Source organism: Bradyrhizobium sp. th-b2 (assembly GCF_000426785.1).
GTDB lineage: Bacteria > Pseudomonadota > Alphaproteobacteria > Rhizobiales > Xanthobacteraceae > Bradyrhizobium > Bradyrhizobium septentrionale.
The window spans coordinates 17676-40842 of record NZ_AUGA01000048.1; the positions used below are offsets into that span (position 1 = coordinate 17676).

Annotated in this window: 22 protein-coding genes; 9 read left to right on the plus strand and 13 right to left on the minus strand. The window is 65.5% G+C overall.

Annotated features, from left to right (window positions below; genetic code table 11):
- Nucleotides 1–8: 8 nt before the first annotated feature.
- From K359_RS0136630 to K359_RS0136645, 4 genes are read left to right on the plus strand one after another with little or no spacing between them, the layout of a single operon-like run.
- Nucleotides 9–650 carry a DUF1285 domain-containing protein gene (locus tag K359_RS0136630; protein ID WP_029083706.1) on the plus strand — a complete coding sequence of 214 codons (642 nt, stop codon included), beginning with the start codon at nt 9–11 and terminating at the stop codon, nt 648–650.
- Between the two features lie 32 nt (nt 651–682).
- Complete coding sequence (locus K359_RS0136635; protein WP_371261233.1) at nt 683–1318, plus strand: CoA pyrophosphatase; 636 nt, start codon at nt 683–685, stop codon at nt 1316–1318.
- The gene (locus K359_RS0136640) at nt 1315–1578 is read left to right on the plus strand and encodes a DUF6111 family protein (RefSeq protein WP_029083708.1); all 264 of its coding nucleotides are present in this window, start codon (nt 1315–1317) and stop codon (nt 1576–1578) included. Before K359_RS0136635 ends, K359_RS0136640 begins: the two co-directional genes overlap by 4 nt.
- Nucleotides 1575–2831 carry a CCA tRNA nucleotidyltransferase gene (locus K359_RS0136645; RefSeq protein WP_029083709.1) on the plus strand — a complete coding sequence of 419 codons (1257 nt, stop codon included), beginning with the start codon at nt 1575–1577 and terminating at the stop codon, nt 2829–2831. The genes K359_RS0136640 and K359_RS0136645 overlap by 4 nt, the downstream gene beginning before the upstream one ends.
- A 161-nt stretch (nt 2832–2992) precedes the next feature.
- On the opposite strand, the gene K359_RS0136655 is transcribed toward K359_RS0136645, so the two are convergent.
- The 6 genes from K359_RS0136655 to K359_RS0136680 all read right to left on the minus strand — a co-directional run bounded on the left by K359_RS0136655 (nt 2993) and on the right by K359_RS0136680 (nt 6515).
- Nucleotides 2993–3262 carry a DUF2158 domain-containing protein gene (locus tag K359_RS0136655; RefSeq protein ID WP_029083710.1) on the minus strand — a complete coding sequence of 90 codons (270 nt, stop codon included), beginning with the start codon at nt 3260–3262 and terminating at the stop codon, nt 2993–2995.
- A gap of 115 nt (nt 3263–3377) precedes the next feature.
- Nucleotides 3378–4115: an HAD family hydrolase gene (locus K359_RS0136660; RefSeq protein WP_029083711.1), complete on the minus strand. Its 738-nt coding sequence runs from the start codon at nt 4113–4115 to the stop codon at nt 3378–3380.
- Nucleotides 4106–5002: an oxygen-dependent coproporphyrinogen oxidase gene (hemF, locus tag K359_RS0136665; protein WP_029083712.1), complete on the minus strand. Its 897-nt coding sequence runs from the start codon at nt 5000–5002 to the stop codon at nt 4106–4108. The genes K359_RS0136660 and hemF overlap by 10 nt, the downstream gene beginning before the upstream one ends.
- 2 nt (nt 5003–5004) lie before the next feature.
- On the minus strand, nt 5005–5370 hold the full coding sequence (locus tag K359_RS0136670; protein ID WP_029083713.1) for a 6-carboxytetrahydropterin synthase: 366 nt from the start codon (nt 5368–5370) through the stop codon (nt 5005–5007).
- 31 nt (nt 5371–5401) lie between these two features.
- Nucleotides 5402–6034: a 7-carboxy-7-deazaguanine synthase gene (gene queE, locus K359_RS0136675; protein WP_029083714.1), complete on the minus strand. Its 633-nt coding sequence runs from the start codon at nt 6032–6034 to the stop codon at nt 5402–5404.
- Nucleotides 6035–6044: 10 nt separating this feature from the next.
- Nucleotides 6045–6515: a tRNA (cytidine(34)-2'-O)-methyltransferase gene (locus K359_RS0136680; RefSeq protein ID WP_029083715.1), complete on the minus strand. Its 471-nt coding sequence runs from the start codon at nt 6513–6515 to the stop codon at nt 6045–6047.
- 277 nt (nt 6516–6792) lie between these two features.
- Between K359_RS0136680 and petA the strand changes: the two genes are divergently transcribed.
- From petA to K359_RS0136695, 3 genes are all read left to right on the plus strand, one after another.
- Nucleotides 6793–7323 carry a ubiquinol-cytochrome c reductase iron-sulfur subunit gene (gene petA / locus K359_RS0136685; protein WP_029083716.1) on the plus strand — a complete coding sequence of 177 codons (531 nt, stop codon included), beginning with the start codon at nt 6793–6795 and terminating at the stop codon, nt 7321–7323.
- Between the two features lie 72 nt (nt 7324–7395).
- Nucleotides 7396–9468, plus strand: a complete 2073-nt coding sequence (locus K359_RS0136690; protein ID WP_029083717.1) for a cytochrome c1 — start codon at nt 7396–7398, stop codon at nt 9466–9468.
- Nucleotides 9469–9647: 179 nt separating this feature from the next.
- The gene (locus K359_RS0136695; protein WP_029083718.1) at nt 9648–10322 is read left to right on the plus strand and encodes a dienelactone hydrolase family protein; all 675 of its coding nucleotides are present in this window, start codon (nt 9648–9650) and stop codon (nt 10320–10322) included.
- A 157-nt stretch (nt 10323–10479) separates the two neighbouring features.
- Here the strand turns inward: K359_RS0136695 and K359_RS0136700 are convergent, their stop codons facing one another.
- Nucleotides 10480–11475: a VOC family protein gene (locus tag K359_RS0136700; RefSeq protein WP_035977764.1), complete on the minus strand. Its 996-nt coding sequence runs from the start codon at nt 11473–11475 to the stop codon at nt 10480–10482.
- A 333-nt stretch (nt 11476–11808) separates the two neighbouring features.
- Between K359_RS0136700 and K359_RS0136705 the strand changes: the two genes are divergently transcribed.
- Entirely contained in the window at nt 11809–13974 is a 2166-nt protein-coding gene (locus tag K359_RS0136705; RefSeq protein ID WP_029083720.1) for an anthranilate synthase component I, read from the plus strand.
- 14 nt (nt 13975–13988) lie between these two features.
- Nucleotides 13989–14528 (plus strand): adenine phosphoribosyltransferase, encoded by a 540-nt coding sequence (locus K359_RS0136710; RefSeq protein ID WP_029083721.1) that lies wholly within the window; start codon nt 13989–13991, stop codon nt 14526–14528.
- A gap of 180 nt (nt 14529–14708) precedes the next feature.
- On the opposite strand, the gene K359_RS0136715 is transcribed toward K359_RS0136710, so the two are convergent.
- The 6 genes from K359_RS0136715 to smc all read right to left on the minus strand — a co-directional run bounded on the left by K359_RS0136715 (nt 14709) and on the right by smc (nt 23149).
- On the minus strand, nt 14709–15377 hold the full coding sequence (locus K359_RS0136715; RefSeq protein WP_029083722.1) for a hypothetical protein: 669 nt from the start codon (nt 15375–15377) through the stop codon (nt 14709–14711).
- Nucleotides 15378–15526: 149 nt separating this feature from the next.
- A complete protein-coding gene (locus K359_RS0136720) occupies nt 15527–16270 on the minus strand; it encodes a hypothetical protein (RefSeq protein ID WP_029083723.1) in 744 nt (247 codons plus the stop codon).
- 224 nt (nt 16271–16494) lie between these two features.
- Nucleotides 16495–17739 (minus strand): M48 family metallopeptidase, encoded by a 1245-nt coding sequence (locus K359_RS0136725; protein ID WP_029083724.1) that lies wholly within the window; start codon nt 17737–17739, stop codon nt 16495–16497.
- A 28-nt stretch (nt 17740–17767) separates the two neighbouring features.
- Nucleotides 17768–18328, minus strand: coding sequence for a LemA family protein (locus K359_RS0136730; RefSeq protein WP_029083725.1), 561 nt, complete (start codon nt 18326–18328; stop codon nt 17768–17770).
- Between the two features lie 267 nt (nt 18329–18595).
- The gene (locus tag K359_RS0136735; protein ID WP_029083726.1) at nt 18596–19564 is read right to left on the minus strand and encodes a small ribosomal subunit Rsm22 family protein; all 969 of its coding nucleotides are present in this window, start codon (nt 19562–19564) and stop codon (nt 18596–18598) included.
- Between the two features lie 120 nt (nt 19565–19684).
- Nucleotides 19685–23149, minus strand: coding sequence for a chromosome segregation protein SMC (gene smc / locus K359_RS0136740; RefSeq protein WP_029083727.1), 3465 nt, complete (start codon nt 23147–23149; stop codon nt 19685–19687).
- Nucleotides 23150–23167 lie beyond the last annotated feature (18 nt).

The following is a 23167-nucleotide window of genomic DNA, read 5'->3' on the forward strand; positions in this document are numbered from 1 at the left end:
GGTAAACAATGGCGAAGCAAGGGCAGAGCGAATCCAGCAGTGAAACTACGGGCCTAGGAAGCAAGAGCCTCGACGGGCTGACCACCGCCGCCAATCGAGCTGCGACATCAGGGCCGGCCGGACGCAAGGGCCTGCCGCCGGTTCACCTCTGGAATCCGCCATTCTGCGGCGATCTCGACATGCGAATCGCGCCCGACGGCACCTGGTTCTACATGGGAACGCCGATCGGCCGTCCGGCGCTGGTGCGGCTGTTCTCCACCATCCTGAAGCGCGAGGACGGCAAGCACTTTCTCGTGACACCGGTGGAGAAGGTCGGCATCCGCGTCGATGACGCGCCGTTCCTCGCCGTGGAAATGCAGACCGACGAAGACGCGCGCGGCCGGTTGCTCAGGTTCCGCACCAATGTCGATGATTGGGTCGATTGCGAGAAGGGCCACGGTCTCAGATTCGAGGCCGCCGAGGACGGCGGATTGACGCCCTATCTGCATGTTCGCGCCGACCTGTGGGCCAAGGTCACCCGCGCGCTCTACTACGATCTGGTTGACATGGGCGAGGCGCGGATGGTCGATGGTCAGGAGATGTTCGGCATCGAGTCCGGCGGCGAGTTCTTCGCGATGGCCGACGCCAGTCAGGTGAGGGACGCACTTTGAACGAGCCGTTGCTGAAGGTGAGGCCGGCGACGATCAGCTCGACGGAATTCTTCGCGCGGGCGCGCACGCGTCTCGATTTCGAAGTGCCGCCGGGCCTGGTCGATCCGCACATCATTCCGCGCACCGGAGACTCCGGCAACGATCGGATGCTGGAGATCGTGGCGCAGGAGCAGCCGGTGCGGCCGGCCGCGGTGCTGATCCCGGTGGTCGATCATCCCGAGCCGACCGTGCTCCTGACGCAGCGTTCGCCCAATCTGTCGAGCCACGCCGGTCAGATCTCGTTCCCCGGCGGCAAGATCGACGCCACCGATGCCTCGCCGCTTGATGCCGCGTTGCGTGAGGCCTGTGAAGAAGTCGGGCTGAAGCGGGAATTCATCGACCCGGTCGGCTATCTCGACCTCTATGGCACCGCATTCGGCTTCCGCATCCTGCCGACGGTCGCCAAGGTGAAGCCGGGATTCACACTTGAGATCAATGAAGCCGAGGTCGTCGATGCGTTCGAAGTGCCGCTCGCTTTCCTGATGAATCCCGAGAATCATCAGATCCACGTCAAGGAATTCCGCGGCATCGACCGGCACTATTATGCGATGCCGTTCGCCGAGCGCTACATCTGGGGCGCGACCGCGGGCATCCTGCGTGTGCTGTATGAGCGGATCTATCTGTCATGATCCGCACGGTGTTGACCGAGATCGGAATCTTTCTTGTTCCTTTCGCGGTCTATGCCATCTTCCTCATCGCGACGCGGTCCGGCGTGACGCTGCCGGCGTCATGGCCGCTCGACATGCTGGCGAAGCTGACGCTGGCGGCGCTGGTGCTGGTCATCATCAGTTTCGTGCTGCTTGCCGAATTGACCGGCGCGCCGCCGAACTCGACCTACGTTCCCGCCCATATCGAGAATGGCAGGCTGGTGCCCGGAGCTGAGAAATGAGCGAGGTGCGCCTGTTGTCCGACGCGCCATGGCTCACTGAGGGGCCAGCGGCACGGGTGCTCGGCCTGCTCAATGCCGATGGCGAGGAAGCGCGGGTGATCGGCGGCGCCGTGCGCAACGCGTTGATGAAAATTCCGCTCGCCGACATCGACATTGCCACGACGGCGTTGCCGGACGAGGTGGTTCGCCGCGCCAGGCGGGCCGGCATCAAGAGCGTGGCGACCGGCATCGAGCACGGGACGGTGACCCTGGTCGTCGACAGCCAGCCCTTCGAGGTGACGACGCTGCGCGAGGACACCGAGACCTATGGCCGCAAGGCCAAGGTAGCGTTCGGGCGCGACTGGGTGCGCGACGCCGAGCGGCGCGACTTCACCATCAACGGCCTGTCGGTCGATGCCGATGGCATCGTGCACGATCACGTCGGCGGCCTCGCCGACATCGCGGCGCGGCGGGTGCGTTTCATCGGCGATCCGGCGCAGCGGATTGCCGAGGATTATCTGCGCATCCTGCGCTTCTTCCGTTTCCACGCGGCCTACGCCGCAGGCGAGGTCGATCGCGCCGGCTATCTCGCCTGCATCTCCGGACGCACCGGACTTGCCGGCCTGTCGGCCGAGCGGATCCGCATGGAGATGCTCAAGCTCGTGGTCGCGAACGGCGCCGCGGGCGCGGTGGTCGCGATGGGGGATGGCGGACTGCTTCTGCCGCTGTTCGGCGGCGTCGCCTATACCGGACCGTTCGCGGCGATGATCGAGATCGAGCGGCTGATGGAGCTTAAGCCGAGCGCGACGCGCCGGCTCGCCGCGCTGACGGTCGCCGTGACCGAGGATGCGCGGCGCATCGCAAGCCGGCTGCGGCTCTCCAATGCCGAGGCCAAGGCGCTCGACTCGATGGGCCATCGCTGGTGGCGCTTGCCCGGCATGGACGAGGCGCGTGCCAAGCGCAGGCTCTACCGGCTCGACGAGGAGCCGTATCGCGACAGGCTGTTGCTGGCCTGGGCGCGAACCGGCGCGAAGGCGGATGTCGATCAGTGGCGCGCACTTGCCACGCTGCCGCAACGCTGGCGCGCGCCTCACTTTCCCTTGAGGGCGTCGGATTTCATCGCACGCGGGATTGCCGAGGGACCGGCGTTGGGCCATGTACTGACCCTGGCCGAGGATGCTTGGCTTGCCGCGGATTTTCCGCTTGATCCGCAGGTGTTGTCTGGCATCGCCGACCAGACCGTTTCCCGTTTCACCCGCGACCATCGGCTGTGAGGCTTGACTGATATCTCGAACCGATATCTCGACAAGGCTGCCGTGACGATCGGCGGCACGATGATCGTCACCGCGTTGCGCGCATTCTGAGGGAACGCGGAAGCGATGCTGCCGGCGGCTCGGCGGGCAGCATCGCCTGAGAAAACTTATGCAGCCTCGTCTTACGCAGCCTTGCGCTTCTTGCGGCTGCTGTGCTCCTTGTCGTCGTCCTCTTCTTCTTCCTCGTCATCCTCTTCTTCGTCGTCGTCTTCCTCGTCATCTTCCGGATCGATTTCGGTCGATTCGAGCGCGACGAGCGGCAAGGTTTCGCGAAACAAATCGCCGTCCGTGCCCATCCACAGACACTCGACCTTGTCCTCGTCGACCTCCACCACCGTGATCGGATGGCCGCCGGATCTCAGCATGACGACATCGCCTGGTTTCAGTTCCATGATTTTCCCTCCGCGCTTGATAGCGCGGACGGCAGGCTAGCGACCGGTGATGACAGTCAAATCACGGCCGACGCTCGGTGCTGTGGATTTGCTGTGAAAACGGCCGTTGCGGCTATTAGCGCGCGGCAGGAACCAGTTCGGTCAGCGAACGGATGATGCGGTCGGGCTTGATTGTCGATCCCGGCGGCAGGCCTGCACCATGCACGTCCATCCAGATCGCATAGATGCCAAGCCGCTGGGGCGCCACGACTTCCCACTCGAGATTGTCGCCGATCATCCAGGTATCAGGTGCGCTGACGCCGAGCGCTTCCATTGCGTGCAGATAGGCGCGCTCCTCCGGCTTGCCGAAGCCGTGCTCGCCCTCGATCTGGATGTGATCGAAGCGATGGCCCAGCGCGAAGCGCTCGACCTTGGCGCGTTGCATCTCGGCTGCGCCGTTGGTGACCAGCGCGAGCTTGATGCCGAGCGCCTTGAACGCATCGATCGCCTCATGCGCGCCGGGGAAGACGAACATCTCCTCCTCGCGGTAAGCGGTGAAACGATCTGCGATGCGGTCGGCGAGATCGTCCGGCAGCGCGCGATGGCCGGCCGCCGCGAGTGCCGCGAAGCCGCCCTTCACGGTCAGCCGCCGCGCCTCGCCGAGCTTGATCCGCCAGATCGGCTCGGCGGTCGACCAGAATTGCCGTGCATAGGCCAGCAGCGAGGTTGCGACCATGTCCGGGGGCAGGGGCGCCAGCTCTTCGGCGAATTCGGCGGTGATCGCGTTCCAGGCGATCTCGGGGCGCCCATAGGCCGACAGGATGGTGTCATCCATGTCGATCAGCATCGCGCGCGGCAGCTTGGTCACGGCCATTTCACCTCCGGCGGCAGCGACGACAGGATCGAATCCACATTGCCGCCGGTCTTCAGACCGAAGATGGTGCCGCGATCGTAGAGCAGGTTGAACTCGACATAGCGTCCGCGGCGGACCAGCTGCTCGTCGCGATCCTCGGCGCTCCAGCCGGCCGAGAAATTACGCCGCACCAGGTCGGGATAGATTTTCAGGAAGCTGCGCCCGACGTCCTGGGTGAAGGCGAGGTCGGCGTCCCAGTCGCCGCTGTCGTGCCAGTCGTAGAAGATCCCGCCGATGCCGCGCGCTTCCTTGCGGTGTGGCAGATAGAAATAGTCGTCACACCATTTCTTGTACTTGTCGTAGTCGGCGACGCCGTTCGGCCCACTGCACGCCTCTTTCATCGCGGCATGGAAGGCCACCGTATCGGGATCATCCTGGGTGCGCCGCCGGTTCAGCACCGGCGTCAAATCGGCGCCGCCGCCGAACCAGGCCTTGGTGGTGACGACGAAGCGGGTGTTCATATGCACGGCGGGCACGTTCGGATTGCGCAAATGTGCGATCAGCGAAATGCCCGAGGCCCAAAATCTGGGATCATCGGCGGCACCGGGAATCTGCGCGCGGAATTCGGGGGCGAATTCGCCATGCACGGTCGAGCAGTGCACGCCGACCTTCTCGAACAGCCGGCCCTTCATGATCGACATCACACCGCCGCCGCCGGGCTTGCCGGTGTGGTCGGTGCGGTCCCAGGCGGTGCGCACGAACCGGCCGGCGTCGCCGGTATAGAGCGCTGCGGGGGCATCGTCCTCGAGGGTCTCGAAAGCCGCGCAGATGTCGTTGCGCAGCGCCTCGAACCAGCCGCGCGCACGCGCCTTGCGGTCTTCGATGATGGCGGGGTCTGTGGGCAGCATGACTATCCCTGCGGTCCGAAATAGGTGCAGCTCTCGCTGCAGCTGTCGCGATGGACGGCGACGCGCGTGAGCTTGCCGGTATGTTGCAGCCGCTCCCAGATGAAGCGCGAGAGATTCTCCAGCGTCGGCACGCCGATGGCCTCGATCTTGTTCAGGAACTTGTGGTCGAGCGTCTTCTGCACCTCGGCCATGGCGCGCTCCAGCAGGCCGAGATCGATCACCATCCCGGTTTTCGGGTCGGGCGTGCCGCGCACCGTGACTTCGGCGCGGAAGGAGTGACCGTGAATCTCCTCGCTGTTCACACCAAATGTCGTTCCGGAAAGCGCATGCGCAGCCTCGAACCGAAACGCTTTCGTCAATTCCCACATCTCGTTCAACAATCCAGTTCTGCCAGGGTAGTTATCTGATGCCGAGCGTCTTGTGCGTCTGCACGCTAAGGCGCCATTGCGGGTGCTTCAGGCAATAGGCGATCGCGCGCTCGGTATTCGCGATCACGTCGGGGCCGTCCATCGGCTGCAGCGAGAAGCGCTCGAAGGCGAGCCCGGCGAAATCCTCCGGTGCGTTTTCCACCTGCGGATAGACCAGCTTGAGCTCATGTCCCTTGCGCACCACGAGCTCGGCTGCGGCCTTCGGACTGACGCAGATCCAGTCGAGCCCGTCGGGCGGGGCGATGGTGCCGTTGGTCTCGATCGCGATCGCAAAGCCATGCCCGTGCAGGGCCTCGATCAGGGCGGTGTCGACCTGCAGCAGCGGCTCGCCGCCGGTCAGCACCACGTAGCGCTCGGCCTCGCCGGCGGTCCATTGCGCGGCGATGGTGCCGGCGAGCTCGGCCGCGTCGGCATAGCGGCCGCCGAGCGTGCCGTCGGTGCCGACGAAATCGGTGTCGCAGAATTGGCAGACGGCGCCGGCGCGGTCCTGCTCGCGGCCGCTCCAGAGGTTGCAGCCGGCGAAGCGGCAGAACACGGAGGCGCGGCCCGCATGGGCGCCTTCGCCCTGCAGGGTGAGAAAGATCTCCTTGACCGCGTAGCTCACCAAAAATCCCTTAAGTTGCCGAATCGGCTGTTCCCGAACCGGTCTGCCGCAGCGCCTCGCCGAGGGCCATCGCCGCCGTGACGGCCACATTGAGCGAGCGCAGGGGCGGCTTGATCGGAATTACCAGCCGTGCGTCCGCGGCGGCGACCACCGCGTCGGTCACCCCCGCCGTCTCGCGCCCGAACAGCAGGACATCGGAGGCCGTATACTCGAAATCAAGATAGGATTTCGCAGCCCTGGTCGTGAACAGGACCAGCCGGCAGGCGGCCTCGGCCCGCCATTCCTCGAATTTCGACCATGAGTCGTGACGCTTCAACCGCACATGGTCGAGATAGTCCATACCCGCCCGGCGGAAATTCCGGTCCGAGGCGTCGAATCCCGCCGGTTCGATGATATGGGCTGCCACGTCCAGGCAGGCGCAGAGGCGCAGAATCGTTCCCGTATTCTGGGGAATGTCGGGCTGGAACAGCGCGATCTGCATGGTGCTGACGACCTGTGAAAACCGGATGAAATTGTCTCAATAAAACATCGCCCGGCGCGGATTTCGTGCATTGCACGTTTGCGAGCCGATAGCGGGCTTGCGCTCGTCCGGCAAGGGTGCCAATAGAACGATTCTGGACTGCTGTTCCGCCATTTGGGGTGGGGAATAGCGGTTTTCTGCCGCCGCGGGGGCCGCGGGCGCCGGCAGCCTTTCTCGGGACGCGTTCCGCGTCTTTGGGGCGGTTCCACCGGCTGCAGAAAAGAAAGGGCTAGGAATCGTGACGACAGCGTCTTCGGCGGACCATCCGACACGCCGTGATTTTCTCTTCGTTGCAACCGGAGCTGCCGCCGTGGTCGGCGCAGCCGCCACCGTGTGGCCGATGGTTGCCCAGATGAACCCGGATGCCGCGACGATCGCGGCCGGCGCACCGATCCAGGTCGACCTGGCGCCAATCGCCGAGGGGCAGGACATCAAGGTGTTCTGGCGCGGCAAGCCGATCTACATCAGCCACCGCACCAAGAAGCAGATTCAGGAGGCCCAGAGCGTGCCGCTCTCGAGCCTGCCCGATCCGCAGCCCGACTCGGCCCGCGTCAAGGCCGGCCACGACCAGTGGCTGGTCGTGATCGGCATCTGCACCCATCTCGGCTGTATCCCGATCGCCCATGAGGGCAATTACGACGGCTTCTTCTGCCCCTGCCACGGCTCGCAGTACGACTCCTCCGGTCGTATCCGCCAGGGGCCGGCGCCCGCCAACCTGGCGGTGCCGCCCTACGCCTTCCTTTCCGACACCAAAATCCAGATCGGCTAAGTCCCGGACCCTCCGGGACTTCGGCTTCCCCTTGGACCCATCGCGTCGTTTTTCTTCTTCAGGATCGCATCAATGAGCGGACCATCTGATTTTCAACCGAGCAACCCCGCCTTGAAGTGGATCGAGCGGCGCCTTCCGATCATGGGCCTGGTCCACTCTTCCTTCGTGGCCTACCCGACGCCGCGCAACCTGAACTACTGGTGGACCTTCGGCGCCATTCTGTCGCTGATGCTTGGTTTGCAGATCCTGACCGGCGTGATCTTGGCGATGCATTACACGCCGCACGCCGATCTCGCCTTCAAGTCGGTTGAGCTGATCGTCCGCGACGTCAATTACGGCTGGCTGCTGCGCAACATGCATGCCTGCGGCGCGTCGATGTTCTTCTTCGCCGTCTACATCCACATGTTCCGCGGCCTCTATTACGGGTCGTACAAGGAGCCGCGCGAGGTGCTGTGGATCCTCGGCGTCATCATCTACCTCTTGATGATGGCGACCGGCTTCATGGGCTACGTGCTGCCGTGGGGCCAGATGAGCTTCTGGGGCGCCACCGTCATCACCAACCTGTTCTCAGCAATTCCCTATTTCGGCGAGAGCATCGTGACCTTGCTGTGGGGCGGCTATTCGGTCGGCAATCCGACGCTGAATCGCTTCTTCTCGCTGCACTATCTGCTGCCTTTCGTGATCGCCGGCGTGGTCGTGCTGCACGTCTGGGCGCTGCACGTCGCGGGTCAGAACAACCCGGCCGGCGTCGAAATGAAGACCGAGAAGGACAGCGTTCCGTTCACGCCGCATGCGACGATCAAGGACATGTTCGGCGTGTCCTGCTTCCTGATCTTCTTCGCCTGGTTCATCTTCTACATGCCGAACTATCTCGGCGACGCCGACAACTACATTCCGGCGAACCCCGGCGTGACCCCGGCGCACATCGTGCCTGAATGGTATTACCTGCCGTTCTACGCGATCCTGCGTTCGATCCCGAACAAGCTCGCCGGCGTGGTGGCAATGTTCGGTGCGATCGTGATCCTGGCGTTCCTGCCCTGGCTCGACAACGCGCGGACCCGTTCGTCGAAGTATCGTCCGCTGGCCAAGCAGTTCTTCTGGATCTTCGTGGTGGTCTGCATCCTGCTCGGCTATCTCGGCTCGCAGCCGCCGGAAGGCATCTATGTGATCGCCGGCCGCATCCTGACGGTCTGCTACTTCGCCTACTTCCTGATCGTGCTGCCGCTGCTCTCCCGCATCGAGACGCCGCGCCCGGTGCCGAACTCGATCGCCGACGACGTGCTGGCGAAGAGCAAGGGCAGGGTCGCGACCGCAGCCTCCGTGATGCTTGCGCTGGTGGTGGCTGGCGGCCTGTTCGCCGGCAGCACCCAGAACGCCAAGGCCGAGGAGGGTGGCAATGCGCCGCCGGCACAGAGCTGGTCGTTCTCCGGCCCTTTCGGCAAGTATGACCGCGGCTCGCTGCAGCGTGGCCTCAAGGTCTACAAGGAAGTCTGCTCGGCCTGCCACGGCCTGTCCTATGTCGCGTTTCGCAACCTCGCCGATGCCGGCGGCCCCGGCTATTCGGTGGCGCAGGCGGCGGCGTTCGCGTCCGAGTACAAGATCAAGGACGGCCCGAACGACCAGGGCGAGATGTTCGAACGTCCGGGCCGCCCGGCGGATTACTTCCCGTCGCCGTTCCCGAACGAGCAGGCCGCGCGCGTGGCCAATGGCGGCGCGGCACCGCCCGATCTCTCGCTGATCACCAAGGCGCGGTCCTACAAGCGCGGCTTCCCGCAATTCGTGATCGACTTCTTCAGCCAGTACCAGGAGCAGGGCCCCGACTACGTCGACGCCATCCTGCAGGGCTTCGAGGACAAGGCCCCGGCCGGCGTCACGATCCCGGAAGGCTCGTATTACAACAAGTACTTCCCGGGTCACTCGATCAAGATGCCGAAGCCGCTGTCCGACGGTCAGGTGACCTTCGATGACGGTTCGCCGGCGACGGTGAAGCAGTATGCGCACGACGTCACCACGTTCCTGATGTGGGCCGCCGAGCCGCACATGGAGGAGCGCAAGCGGATCGGCATGCAGGTATTCTTTTTCCTGATCGTGTTCGCGATCCTGATGTACTTCACCAAGCGCAAGGTCTGGGCCGACGCCCACTGACCTCGGTTAGGTAGCGAGTTTGAAAAAGCCCCTTCGGGGGCTTTTTTGTTGTGCGGGACGCACGCGGCGCCAATGCGCGGAGATGACGAGTGCGCGAGCCTGCCGCAGGGCGATTGCGTCCGTCACCGAGTGCGGACAAGATGCCGGCCAATCAGCCGGCAAACATTGCGGAGGAACTCATGGGTACCAGCATCAGCTTCAAGCGTCCGGACGGCAAGGAAGCGTCAGGCTATCTCGCCAATGCCGCGCGCGGCAACGCGCCGGGCGTCGTCGTGATCCAGGAATGGTGGGGCCTGCAGGACCAGATCAAGGGCATGTGCGACCGCTTCGCGCTGGCCGGCTTCGATGCGCTGGCGCCCGATCTCTACAAGGGCAAGGTGGTGCCGTATCACGACACCGACGCGGCCGGCAAAGAGATGAACTCGCTCGACTTCATGGATGCCACCACGCAGACCGTGCGCGGCGCCGCGCAATACCTTGCCAAGAGCGGCACCAAGGTCGGCCTGACCGGCTTCTGCCTCGGCGGCGCGGTGACCATCATCGGCGCCACCAAGATCCCGGAGCTGACGGCCGGTGTGGTGTTCTACGGCATTCCGCCGGAGCAGGCGGCCAAGCCGGCGGACGTCAGGATTCCGCTGCAGGGGCATTTTGCGACCAAGGACGACTGGTGCACGCCGGCGCTGGTCGATGGTTTTGAGAAAGCGATGAAGGCCGCCGGCAAATCGCTGGAGCTGTTCCGCTACGACGCCGAGCACGGCTTCGGCAACGAGCAGCGCTTGTCGGTGCACGACCGGCATTGTGCGGAACTGGCCTGGGGCCGGGCGACGGAGTTTTTCAGGAAGCATCTGGGGTAACACGATTGCAAAAACCACGAGCGTCGTCCCGGCCTAGTTGCGCGGGGGCCGGGACCCTTACGCCGTGACTTTCGCAATGGGCACTCTGGCAGTCATCGCGCCAGACAACCGCACCCTGTGGTTATGGGTCCCGGCCTTCGCCGGGACGACGCCGTCGTTATGAACTCTTCACCCCGTCCCACCACGGGCAGGTCCCCGACATCAGCTTGAAATTGCCTTCCAGCACCTGCACCGGCGCGCGCTTGCCCTCGGCGGCGGCGCGCATGCGCATCTCGCGCGCGACGGCGCGGTCCTCGGCTGACAACCAGACGCGCTCGTGGCCCCACAGGCTCGGACCATCATACATCTCGAACGGCGTCCAATTCGCCGGATCGATCTCGCGGCCGCCCCAGCCGCACTCGACCATGAAGGCCGACGGCGACTTGGCGTAGAACGACGTCATCAGATCGTTGGTGTGACGGCCGAGCGTGACGTTGACCCGGTCTTCCTTCATCGCGACGTCGTAGGCCTGGCCGACATCGTCGAGCGAGAACAGCTCAACCATCAGATGGTGCATGCCGTTCGTGCCGGTCTCGATCAGCGCGAGCGAGTGGTGGCGGGCATTGATGTGGAAGAAATACGCGCGGAACGGTTTTTCGATGTAGTCGCTCAGGGCGAAGCCGAGCACGTCGACATAGAAGCTCATGACCGGCGCGATGTTCTCGACCGTCAGCACCGCGTGGCCGAGGCCGAGCGCGCCGGTGCGGAAACCGGAGATCGAGCGTCCCGGCTTGAACGGCGTGTCGTCGATCTCCGGGCCGTGAAACGCTTCGAGCCGGTTGCCGGCCGGGTCCTGGAACGAGATCAGGCCGCGCACCCGCCTGGCATCGGCGAGCGCCTGCGGCTCGGCGGTGACAGGCACGCCGGCATGCTCGAGCCGCGCCGCCAGCGCGTCGAGTGCTGCGGCGTCCGCGACCTCCCAGCCGAAGAACCTGGTGCCTTCGCCCTGCGCGCGGTCGATCACAATGCGTTGCTTGCGGTCGTCCATCCGGAAGGCGAGCAGCGAGTTGCCGCGCTCGATTGCCTGCAGCCCGACCAGGCCGGTGCCGAATTGCCGCCAGTCGTCGAGCGCGTCGGAGCCGAAGCCGGCATATCCGAGACCTAAAATCGCCATCTGCGCCTCCGCCATCTGTCTGTTTTTTGGGCGGCCGATCGGCCGCCATTTCAGCAAATCCTACGCGGATTCCCCACCGTGCGAACCGGAAAAAGGTCCTTGGGGCAAGGGCAGGAGCAAGGGGACCGGCCATCCCTTGACACGGCCCGCGCCGGGTGGTGTGTAACGGCCATGCGCACCGTTGCTAGCCCATCCCGTCGTTGGTGGCCCACCTTCTCATAGGTGGCCGGTGCGATTTCATTTCCAAAAGTCGTCGAAGGTCGCCATCGCAGTGCGACGGCCCTTCGCTTGTCCTGTGTGGCGCTCTCTTCTCAAGTCTCGTAAGAGGATCACATGAACAGGACAGTCTTCTCCCTGCCGGCCAAGAGCGAATACCTGACCACTGGCGGCCTTGCCGTCGCGCGCGTGGTCGAGCAGTTCACCGGCGGCGCTAACCGTCTCGACGATCTGATCGCGCTGTTGGACCGCCGCCGCGGCGTGGTGCTGTCCTCGGGCACGACGGTGCCGGGCCGCTACGAGAGCTTTGACCTCGGCTTCGCCGACCCGCCGCTGGTGCTGGAAACGTCGGGCACCGATTTCTCATTGCAGGCCCTGAACCCGCGCGGCGAGGTCTTGATCGCCTTCCTCGGCGACGTCCTGCGCGAGCCCTGCGTCGTGATCTCCGAGCGCAGCGCGACGAAGCTCGCCGGCCACATCATCCGCGGTGCCGCGCCGGTCGAGGAAGATCAGCGCACCCGCCGCGCCAGCGTGATGTCGCTGGTGCGCGACATGGTGGCGGCGTTGTCATCCAATGCCGATCCGCTGCTCGGTCTGTTCGGCGCCTTCGCCTACGACCTCGTGTTCCAGATCGAGGATATCGTGCAGAAGCGCGCCCGCGAGGCCGACCAGCGCGACATCGTGCTCTACGTGCCGGACCGCCTGCTGGCCTATGACCGCGCCACTGGCCGCGGCGTGGCGCTGAATTACGAATTCTCGTGGAAGGGCAAATCCACCGCCGGCCAGTCGCACGAGACAGCGCCGAGCCTTTACGCCAGGAACGGGCGGCAGGGCTTTGCCGATCACGCCCCGGGCGAATACCAGGCCACGGTTGAAGTCGCGCGTGCTGCGTTCGCCCGCGGCGATCTGTTCGAAGCGGTGCCCGGGCAGCTTTTCGCCGAGCCCTGCGAGCGCTCGCCGGCGGAAGTGTTCCAGCGGCTCTGCCGCATCAACCCGTCGCCCTATGGCGCACTGATGAATCTCGGCGACGGCGAATTCCTGGTCTCCGCCTCGCCGGAGATGTTCGTGCGCTCCGACGGCCGCCGGGTCGAGACCTGCCCGATCTCGGGCACCATCGCGCGCGGCTCGGACTCGATCGGCGATGCCGAGCAGATCCGCAAGCTGTTGAACTCGGAGAAGGACGAGTTCGAGCTCAACATGTGCACCGACGTCGACCGCAACGACAAGGCGCGCGTCTGCGCGCCCGGCACCATCAAGGTGCTGGCGCGGCGGCAGATCGAGACCTACTCAAAGCTGTTCCACACCGTCGACCATGTCGAGGGCATGCTGCGGCCCGGTTTCGACTCGCTCGACGCCTTCCTCACCCATGCCTGGGCGGTCACGGTGACCGGCGCGCCGAAACTGTGGGCGATGCAGTTCGTCGAGGACCACGAACGCTCGCCGCGGCGGTGGTATGCCGGCGCGATCGGCTGCGTGAACTTCGACGGCAGCATCAACACCGGGCTCACCATCCGTACCATCCGCATGAAGGACGGCCTGGCCGAAGTGCGGGTCGGTGCGACCTGCCTGTTCGACTCGGATCCGGCCGCGGAAGACCGCGAATGCCAGGTCAAGGCGGCGGCGCTGTTCCAGGCGCTGCGCGGCGATCCGCCGAAGCCGCTGTCGGATTTCGCGCCTGATGCCACCGGCTCCGGCAAGAACGTGCTGCTGATCGATCACGACGACAGCTTCGTGCACATGCTGGCCGATTATTTCCGCCAGGTCGGCGCCAACGTCACCGTGGTCAGACATATCCATGCCCAGGACATGCTCAAGAAGAAGGGCTGGGACCTGCTGGTGCTGTCGCCCGGGCCGGGTCGCCCTGAGGATTTCGGCATCGCGAAAACCATCGACACTGCGCTTGAGAAGAAGCTGCCGATCTTCGGCGTCTGCCTCGGCGTGCAGGCGATCGGCGAATATTTCGGCGGTCAGCTCGGCCAGCTCGGCCAGCCCGCGCACGGCCGTCCCTCGCGCATCCAGGTGCGCGGCGGGCGGTTGATGCATAATCTGCCCAATGAGATCGTGATCGGCCGCTACCACTCGCTCTATGTAGAGCGCGACAGCGTGCCCGAGGTGCTGGCGGTGACCGCGACCACCGAGGACGGCGTCGCGATGGTGATCGAGCACAAGACCCTGCCGGTCGGCGGCGTGCAATTCCATCCGGAATCGCTGATGTCGCTCGGCAATGAGGTGGGCCTGCGCATCGTCGAGAATGCATTCCGGCTTAATCCGCCGGCCAAATGAGGATTGCGAGACCAATGACCTTCGACCACGACATCAAGGCTACCGTTCGCAACATCCCGGACTACCCGAAGAAGGGCATCCTGTTTCACGACATCACGACGCTGCTCGCGGATGCCCGTGCCTTCCGCCGGGCGGTCGATGAATTGGTGCATCCCTGGGCGGGGGCGAAGGTCGACAAGGTCGCAGGCATCGAGGCCCGCGGCTTCATCCTCGGCGGCGCGGTGGCGCACCAGCTCTCGGCCGGCTTCGTGCCGATCCGCAAGAAGGGCAAGCTGCCGCACACCACGGTGCGGATCGCCTATTCGCTGGAATACGGCATCGACGAGATGGAGATGCATGCCGACGCCGTGCTGCCCGGCGAGCGCGTGATCCTGGTCGACGATCTGATCGCGACCGGCGGCACCGCGGAGGGCGCGGTCAAGCTGCTGCGCCAGATCGGCGCCAATGTGGTCGCCGCCTGCTTCATCATCGACCTGCCCGATCTCGGCGGCGCCGCAAAACTGCGCGCGATGGACGTCCCGGTACGCACGCTGATGGCGTTCGAGGGGCATTAAGAGTCAATTTCTCCACACACGTCGTCCCGGCCTAGTGCGCAATTGCGCACGGGAGCCGGGACCCATGACCGCGAATAGTGATTGTGGAACGACGCTGTGGCCCCAGCCTTCGCCAAACGCGCAGCGGTGGTTATGGGTCCCGGCTCCCGTGCGCAATTGCGCACTAGGCCGGGACGACGGCTACAACCTTTGCAGCAGCATGCTGAGCTCAAGATCGCGGAACGTCGTGTAGTTCTTCCGGATCCACTGATGCAGCTCGGTCGATGAATCCCTTTCCTGGCGCAGATAGCCCGTGAAGGAGAAATTCAGCCGGTCGATATAGGTCTTCAGGAACACCGGCAGCGCACGGAAGCGCAGCACCCGGCTGGCGGTCATCACAGGCGGCAACTCGCCACGTACAACGAACTCATTGTCGATCACGACGAGCCCGTTCGGCGGGATCTGGCCCTGCAGCATCTGGTAGCCGCGCACCGAGGCGCGGTCGGTATCCGCAACATACAGGATCACGGGCGCGACGCGGCGGCGCAGCGCCTCCTTCATCAGCCCGATCTGGTCGGCCATTTTGAAGAATTCGTCGAAGGCGTGGTAGCCGAGGTCGATCACCTTGGCGATGCCGTCATTGACGATGACGCGGTCCATCAGTTGCATCTTGCCGTAGGTGTCGATCACGTCGGCGGTCTCGGTGATCCGCGGCAGGTAGTCGAGCAGCGACGGCTCCTTCAGGTTGATGTCGAAGCAGACGACGTCGCCGTTCTTGAGCAGCAGGAATTCGCCGAGCAGCCGTGCGATCAGCGTCTTGCCGACCTGCGGGCGGGGCGAGCAGATGATGTAAACGGGCGTGGACGACATCGCCCGCTATATCAGGCCAAATTTTCGCCTAATCCAGCCCCATCGCCGCCCCCAGGCGCGATTTTTCGCTGCCGGGCGCGACTTTTTTCGCTGTCCCGGGCGCGATCTTTCCCTGCTCCCGGAGCGATCTTTCGCTGCCCCGGACGCGACTATTTTTCGCCCTTGCCCGACTTGGCGCCGACCAGGTCGGTCAGCTTTATCCGGTCGAACTCGCTCCAGACATTGGCCAGCCAATGCCGGACATAGCCGCGCAGCACGAAGGAGTAGTTCGCGGCGTCGTCGTTGATGCCCTTGTTGGCGACGAATTTCAGGAACGGAACCGAGGAGACCTCGACCTGCTCATAGGCCATTTCGTTGAGCTTCGGGATGGTGAGGTCGACGGCATCCTTGATGCGGTGGAAGTAGGAATTGTAGGTCGCCTGGTCCCACTGGAAGAACTGGGTGTCGTTGATGAAGTTCTTCACCAGGAAATATTTCGCGCCGCTCATAAAGTTGGCGGTCTCGGCGATCTCGTCCAGCGAGGCGATCGAGGGGCCGAGGATATGGAACACGGCAAAGGTGATCTGCCCGGAGCGCGCCGCATCGAGGAAGCCGATGTCGCGCAGCGAGGCCAGCGCGGGCGACAACAGGCCGGCGCGGACGTCGATCACGGTGACTGAGGAGCCAGCGTTGAGCGTATCGAAGATCTTCATCTGGTCCGCGGTCGTCGTCATGTCGACGATCTCGGTGATGTCAGGGTGGAAGCGCTTCAGCGTGCCGCGCGGCGACTCGGTGTCGAACGCCCGGGTCTGCACATTGTTGGCACTGAAATAGTCCAGGAGCGTCCGCGAGACGGTGGTCTTGCCGACCCCGCCCTTGTCGGCGCCCACCACGATCACAACCGGCTTTGCCATGGAAATCCCTTGAAGCGCGCTCCCGACCGCGATGGCGATCGGCAAGTCCCCACACTGCTTTGGGCGCGAACATGGCAGAAACGAGGGAGAATTCAATTCCTTAAGGTGCCCGCGACCGGTTTGGTGGGGATTTCCTTAATGGACTGAGTAAGGTAGGGGCATGATCCGGAAAAGTGCGAAGCGGTTTCCGAAGAGATCATGCCCAAATGAAAGAGCTGGCATGATCAGCGGTGCCGGCCCCAAGGTCCCTGAAGAGGTCCCTGGAGCGGGCCCAATGGTCCCTGCGCGGGGCTGGTGCCCGGCAGCGCCGGCGGGTTGTTCGCCGGTTCAGGCGGTGTGTCGCCCCACGGGCCGTGGGTGACCGGCGGCGGCTGGTCGCTTGGCATAGGCGGCTGGCCCTGCGTCTCCGTCTGGTCCGATGTCTCATCCGGCAGCGCCAGCGGCCCGGGGTCGTGGCCGCCGGCATATTTCACCAGCGCATCGACCCGGGACTTCACCGACGGGTGGGTGGCGAACAGGTCGGCAAAGCCCTCGCGCGGATTGTCGATGCAGAGTTCCATCACCGCCGAGGTGGCATCCGGCAGCTCGCCGCGGTTCTCGATCTTGCGCAGCGCGGTGATCATCGCATCGGGATTCTTGGTCAGCTCGACCGATCCGGCATCGGCCAAGAATTCGCGCGAGCGCGACAGCGCGAGCTTGACCACCTGCGACAGCAGCCAGGCCAGCACGATCAGCGCGACCGCAATGATGATCACGACGATCGCGCCGCCGCCCGAGCCCTTGCTGTCACGGTCCGAGGAGGATGACGAAGATCGAGAGGATGACGAGGACGACCAGCCGCCTCCGCCGCCGCTCGAGTTCCACGACAGGTTCGTGAACAGGCGGAAGAACAGCTCGCCGAAGAAGCCGACCGCGCCGGCGATGATCACGGCGACCACCATCAGCTGCACGTCGCCGTTCTTGATATGGGTGAGCTCGTGGCCGAGCACGGCCTCGATCTCCTGGTCATCAAGCGCCCTCAACAGACCCGTGGTGACGGTGATGGCGTATTGCCGCGGGTTCAGTCCGGTCGCAAACGCATTCAGCGCCGGGCTGTCCATCACCTTCAGCTTCGGCATCGGGATGCCGCGCGAGATGCAGAGATTCTCCAGGAGATTGTAGAGCCGCGGCTGTTGCTGCCGCGTCACGCTTTCGCCGCCGGTGACGGCGTCGATCATCTTCTGGTGGAAGAAATAGGCGATCGCGATCCAGGCCACGGCCGCGATCGTCGCCCATGGCAAGGCGGAGACGAGATCGCGCGAGGCGTGCGTCAGGTAATAGTCGACCGAGCGGCCGCTATCGATCATCACTTCCGCAACCAGCGCGCCGGCATAGACCAGCACGTAGATCAGCAGGAATAGCCCGCCAAGCAGCAGCATCGAACGAAACTTGTTCGATGCGATGTGCGTGTAGAGACCGTAGGCGGCCATCAGGGCTCTCGCCGGCGCGCGTCGCGCCTCAGAACTTCACGCTCGGTGCCGCCTCGACCTCCGTGCGGCTGGCGCCGAGGTCGAAGAAATCCTTGCGGGTGAAGCCGAACATGCCGGCGAACAAGGCGGCCGGCATCTGCTGGATGCCGGTGTTGTATTCCTGGACCGCGTTGTTGAAGAAGCGGCGGCTGGCGGCAATCTTGTTCTCGAGATCGGAAAGCTCGGAGGCGAGCTGCTGGAAGTTGGCGTTGGCCTTGAGGTCCGGATAGGCCTCCGACAGCGCGATCAGCCGGCCGAGCGCGCCGGAGAGCTGGTTTTCCGCCGCCGAGACCTGGGTCGGTCCCTGCGCCGACATCGCCGAATTGCGTGCCTTGATGACGTCGTCGAGCGTGCCGCGCTCGTGGGAGGCGTAGCCCTTCACGGTCTCGACCAGGTTCGGGATCAGGTCGTGGCGCTGCTTGAGCTGCACGTCGATGTCGGCAAAGGCCTGTCCGACCCGCTGGCTGAGCGCAACGAGGCGGTTGTAGGCGCCGAACGCAAACAGCACGAGAAGAACGATGACGCCGATAACGATCCAGCTGGTCGACATGACGAGGCGGCTCCTGATGGGACGAAACGGCGGCACCGTAGCCCAAGATCGGGGCGCAGGGCAGCCCGCCGCGGAAAAGGTGGGCATTGTCTTGGTCGATGATGGTGTCGAATTAGTTCAACGTCGTCCCGGCCTAGTGCGCAATCGCGCACGGGGGCCGGGACCCATAACCACCAATTCCGGTTGTGAAGCAAAGCCGACGCCGCTTGCGCCCCTTCCGCGGGCCACGGCGTATGGTCCCGGCCTTCGCCGGGACGACGCAAGGATCTAGACCGAGTCGCCCCAGCGCCATCGCCGGGCGCTGGCGTAATCGGCCTTGGCGCGGCGGGGCACCTTCGTGACGACGACGCCCTCGGGTGTGCACAGCTTGGCCGCAATCTCGACCTTGCCGACGTCAGGCTGCGCCAGCACGCGGGACGGGCGCGCCGCGACCTTCGTGCGGCTCAGCGCGACATAGGCAAAACGCTCGTCCTCGAACGGCAGCTCGGCGCCCTTGACCTGCTTGTGCGCACGCGAGCGTTGCAGGCGCTGTGAGAAATGGCACCAGTCGGGCGCAACCAGGGGACAGGCGCCGTCATGCGCGCAGGGGGCGGCGACGTGGGCACCGGCGGCGATCAAGCGTGCGCGGAGCGCGATGATCCGCGCGTAGCCCGCAGGTGTGCCGGGTTCGACGACCAGCAGCGTATCCCTGGTTTTGTCCCACATCGCATCGGTGAGCGCGGCGCGCTCGGCATCGCCGATCTCGTTGATCACGTAGCTTGCGATCACGAGGTCGGCTGTATCGGCATGCGTGACGTAGGTGCGCGCCTGTCCGAGCTCGTATCTGACGCCGCGCAGCCGGCTGCTCTTGCGGGTGAGGTCCAGTGCCAGTGTACGCAGGGCCTCATTGGCGTCCAGCAGGGCGAAATCCTGGAGCGACGGGAATGTCTCAGCCGCGGCCCAGCTTGCCGTACCCGGCCCGGCGCCGACATCGAGCAGGCTTGTGGGCGCGAAGTCCGATCGGATCTCGGTCAGCGCGTTGAGGCTCGCGACAACGGCCGCATAGGTCGCCGGCATCCGCGCCAGCGCGTAGGCCTGCGCATCGCTCTCGGACTTGATCGTGCCGCCGGAGCCGCCGCCGGCGCGATAGGTCTCGGAAATCGCGGCGGCACGGCCCGCCGCCTCGTTGCGCGACAGGCCTTCGAGTTTGGCGTTGAGTGCCGTTCTCAGTTCGGCAGGCAGATCGGGTGAGGTCATGCGGCGTACCATCCACACATCATTGCGAGCGGAGCGAAGCAATCCATCGCACCGCTTACCGAGGCGTGGATTGCTTCGTCGCTGCCGCTCCTCGCAATGACTATGAAGAGCGAGCCTTGGCTACGCCACGTTCTGGTCGAGGATATCAACCGCGCCTTGCAGGTCGACCGAGACCAGCTGCGAGACGCCGCGCTCGGCCATGGTGACGCCGAACAGCCGGTTCATCCGCGCCATCGTGATCGGGTTGTGCGTGATGATGATGAAGCGCGTCTCGGTCGAAGCGGTCATCTCGTTCAGCAGGGTGCAGAACCGTTCGACGTTGTGGTCGTCGAGCGGCGCGTCGACTTCGTCCAGCACGCAGATCGGCGACGGGTTGGTGAGGAACACCGCGAAGATCAGCGCGAGCGCCGTCAGCGCCTGCTCGCCGCCTGACAGCAGCGACAGCGTCTGCGGCTTCTTGCCGGGCGGCTTGGCGATGATCTCGAGGCCGGCCTCGAGCGGATCGTCGCTCTCGATCAGATGCAGCGCCGCCTCGCCGCCGCCGAACAGCTCGGTGAACAGCCGCTTGAAGTGAGCGTTGACGGTCTCGAACGAGGTCAGCAGGCGCTCGCGGGCTTCGCGGTTGAGGCTCTGGATGCCCTGCCGCAGCCGCTTGATCGCCTCGACCAGGTCGTCGCGCTCGGTGGTCAGCGCGGTGTGCTGGGTCTCGACTTCCTTCAGCTCTTCCTCGGCGCGCAGATTGACGGCGCCGAGCCGCTCGCGGTCGCGGCGCAGCTTTTCGAGTTCCTCCTCGACCTGAGCGACCGGCGGCAACTCCGCGCCGGGCTCGATCTCGGCCATGCCGACGACCGCGCTCGGCTCGACCTCGAGCATGTCGTGAATCTCGCGCTCGATGTCGGCGAGGCGGCGGCGGGTGCCTTCCATGCGCTCTTCGGCGCGCGCGGTGGCTTCACGGGATGACGACAGCGCTTCGAGCGAGGCCTTGGCGAGGCGATCGGTTTCCGCCATCGCGGCTTCCGCGGTCGCCAGCGCATCGGCGGCGATCCGGCGATCACCCTCGGCGTGCTCGATCTCCGTGATCAGCGCGCTGCGCTTCTCGGCGAACACTTCCGGCGCGTTGGCCAGTTCCTCGCGCTCGATCGACACCTCGGCGATGCGCGCCTCGATGGTCCCGACCTGCGAGGCGGCGCTGGTCTTGCGGTTCTGCCACTCGTTGCGCTCCGCAAGGATCGCCTGCACGCGGCGGTCGGCGAGCTCGGCCTCGCGGGCGAGCGCCTGCGCCTCGGCGCGGACTTGCGCAGCGGCGCGGCGCTGATTGTCGATCTCGGAACGAACCGCAGCGAGCTGGGCCTCGGTCTCGACGCCGGGCGGAAGTTCGGCGAGCGCAGCAGCAGCACTCTCATGCGCGGCTTCGGCCTCAGCGCGGTCGGCGGCGACGCGGCTGTGTGCCTCGGTCAGCGCCGATTTGCGCGCGGCATGGCGGTTGATCTCGCGCTCGGTCGCGGCATGACGCTCGCGCGCGGCGTCGGTCTCGCGGCGGGCGGCACGCACGGCTTCACGGGAGGCCCCCTCGGCGGCGGACGCCGAGCGCAGTTCTTCTTCGGCGGTCTCCAGCGCCTGGCGCTTGGCGGCGGCATCGATACGGGCCTGCTCCAGCTCGTGCTCGATGTCGACCAGGCGCGCGCGCTCGGCGAGGCGGCGCGCCGCGCCGGTCGGAGCATGCGCGTCGGCGACGAAGCCGTCCCAGCGCCAGACGTCGCCCTCGAGCGACACCAGCCGCTGGCCGGTCTTCAGCTGCGACACCAGCGCGGCGCCGCGTTCCTTTGCCACCACGCCGATCTGGGCCAGACGGCGCGCCAGTTCCGGCGGCGCCTGGACGTGATCGGCCAGCCGCTCGACGCCATCGGGCAGGGCAGGGTCGCCGGCGGCTTCACCGACATTGGTCCAACGCATCGGCGCGGAGGAATCCACGGGAGCGTCGAGGTCGTCGCCGAGCACGGCGCCGATCGCCTTCTCATAGCCTTTGGCGACCGTGATGCCGTCGATGATCGGCGGCCACAGATTCTTGGTCTCGCTGGTGACGAGCTTGGAGATGGTGCGGGCTTCGGTCTCGAGCCGCTGCACGCGCTTGTCGGCCTCCGTGAGCGGATTGCGGGAGGCTTCCAGCGTCTGCCGCGCGGCAGCGTGATGCGCCTCGCTGGATTGCACCGCGGCTTCGGATTCGGCGAGCGTCTGCTGCGCCATCTCCATGGCGGCGACAAGTGCGTCGATGTCGCCGAGATTGCCGGTCTCCTGCGCGAGCTTGGTTTCCTCGGCCTGGACGTTGGCGATTTCCTGATCGAGCCGCGCCAGCCGGTCGCGATGCGTGCGGACGCCGGCCTCGAGCTGGTTGCGCTTCGCGGTCAGGTCGGCGAGCTGCGTGGTCAGCTCGGAGAACTGGCGCTCGGTCGCGGCCAGGATCTCCTCGGCTTCGGAGACGCGCTCGTCGACGCCGGAGCGCTTCTCGACCCGCGACTTGATCTCTTCCTTCAGCTCGGCGTCTTCGGTGTCGAGCCGCTGCAGCGCGATGTCGGCATCGGAGGTCTGCTGCTGCTCGCGCGCGATGTCCTGGGCGAACTGGGTGAGGCGGCGATCGAGCTCGCCGACGCGCTCCTTGGCACGCTGCTCCTCGCGGTCGAGCATCTCGCGCGCATTGGTCAGGCGCTGCAGGCCGGCGGCGGCGCGCGCCTCGGCGTCGCGCAGCGCCGGCAATTCGGCGGCGCGGATCGCCTGGATGCGGGCGGATTCGGCCTGCTCGCGGGTGCGTTCGGCCATCTCGCGCACGGAAACATCATGGTTATGCGCGGCGTCGTTGACGTCGGCATTGGCCTCGATCCAGCGCAGATGGAACAGCATGGCCTCGGACTTGCGCACCTTGGCGGCGACCTCGCGGTAGCGGATCGCCTGGCGCGCCTGCTTCTTAAGGCCTTCCATCTGGCCAGAGAGCTGGCCGATCACGTCCTCGACGCGGGTGAGGTTGGTTTCGGCCGCCTTGAGCCGCAATTCCGCCTCGTGACGGCGGGCATGCAGGCCCGCGACGCCGGCGGCGTCTTCCAGCACGCGGCGGCGCTGCTCGGGCTTGGCCTGGATGATCTCGCCGATCTTGCCCTGGTGGACCAGCGCCGGCGAACGCGCGCCGGTGGCGGCGTCGGCGAACAGGATCTGGACGTCGCGGGCGCGCACGTCGCGGCCGTTGATGCGATAGACCGAGCCGGCCTCGCGCTCGATGCGGCGGGAGATTTCGAGCAGCTGGCTGTCGTTCACCGCGGCTGGCGCCGAGCGATCGGAATTGTCGATCGTCATCACGACTTCAGCGTGGTTGCGCGCCGGGCGGTTGCCGGAACCAGCGAAGATCACCGCATCCATGTCGGCGGCGCGCAGCGACTTGTGCGAGGTCTCGCCCATCGCCCAGCGCAGCGCTTCGACGAGATTGGATTTGCCGCAGCCGTTCGGTCCGACGACGCCGGTCAGGCCCGGCTCGATCATGAAATCGGTGGGTTCAACGAACGACTTGAAACCGTGCAGGCGGAGGCGCGTGAGCTTCATGTACACAAATCTCGTTTG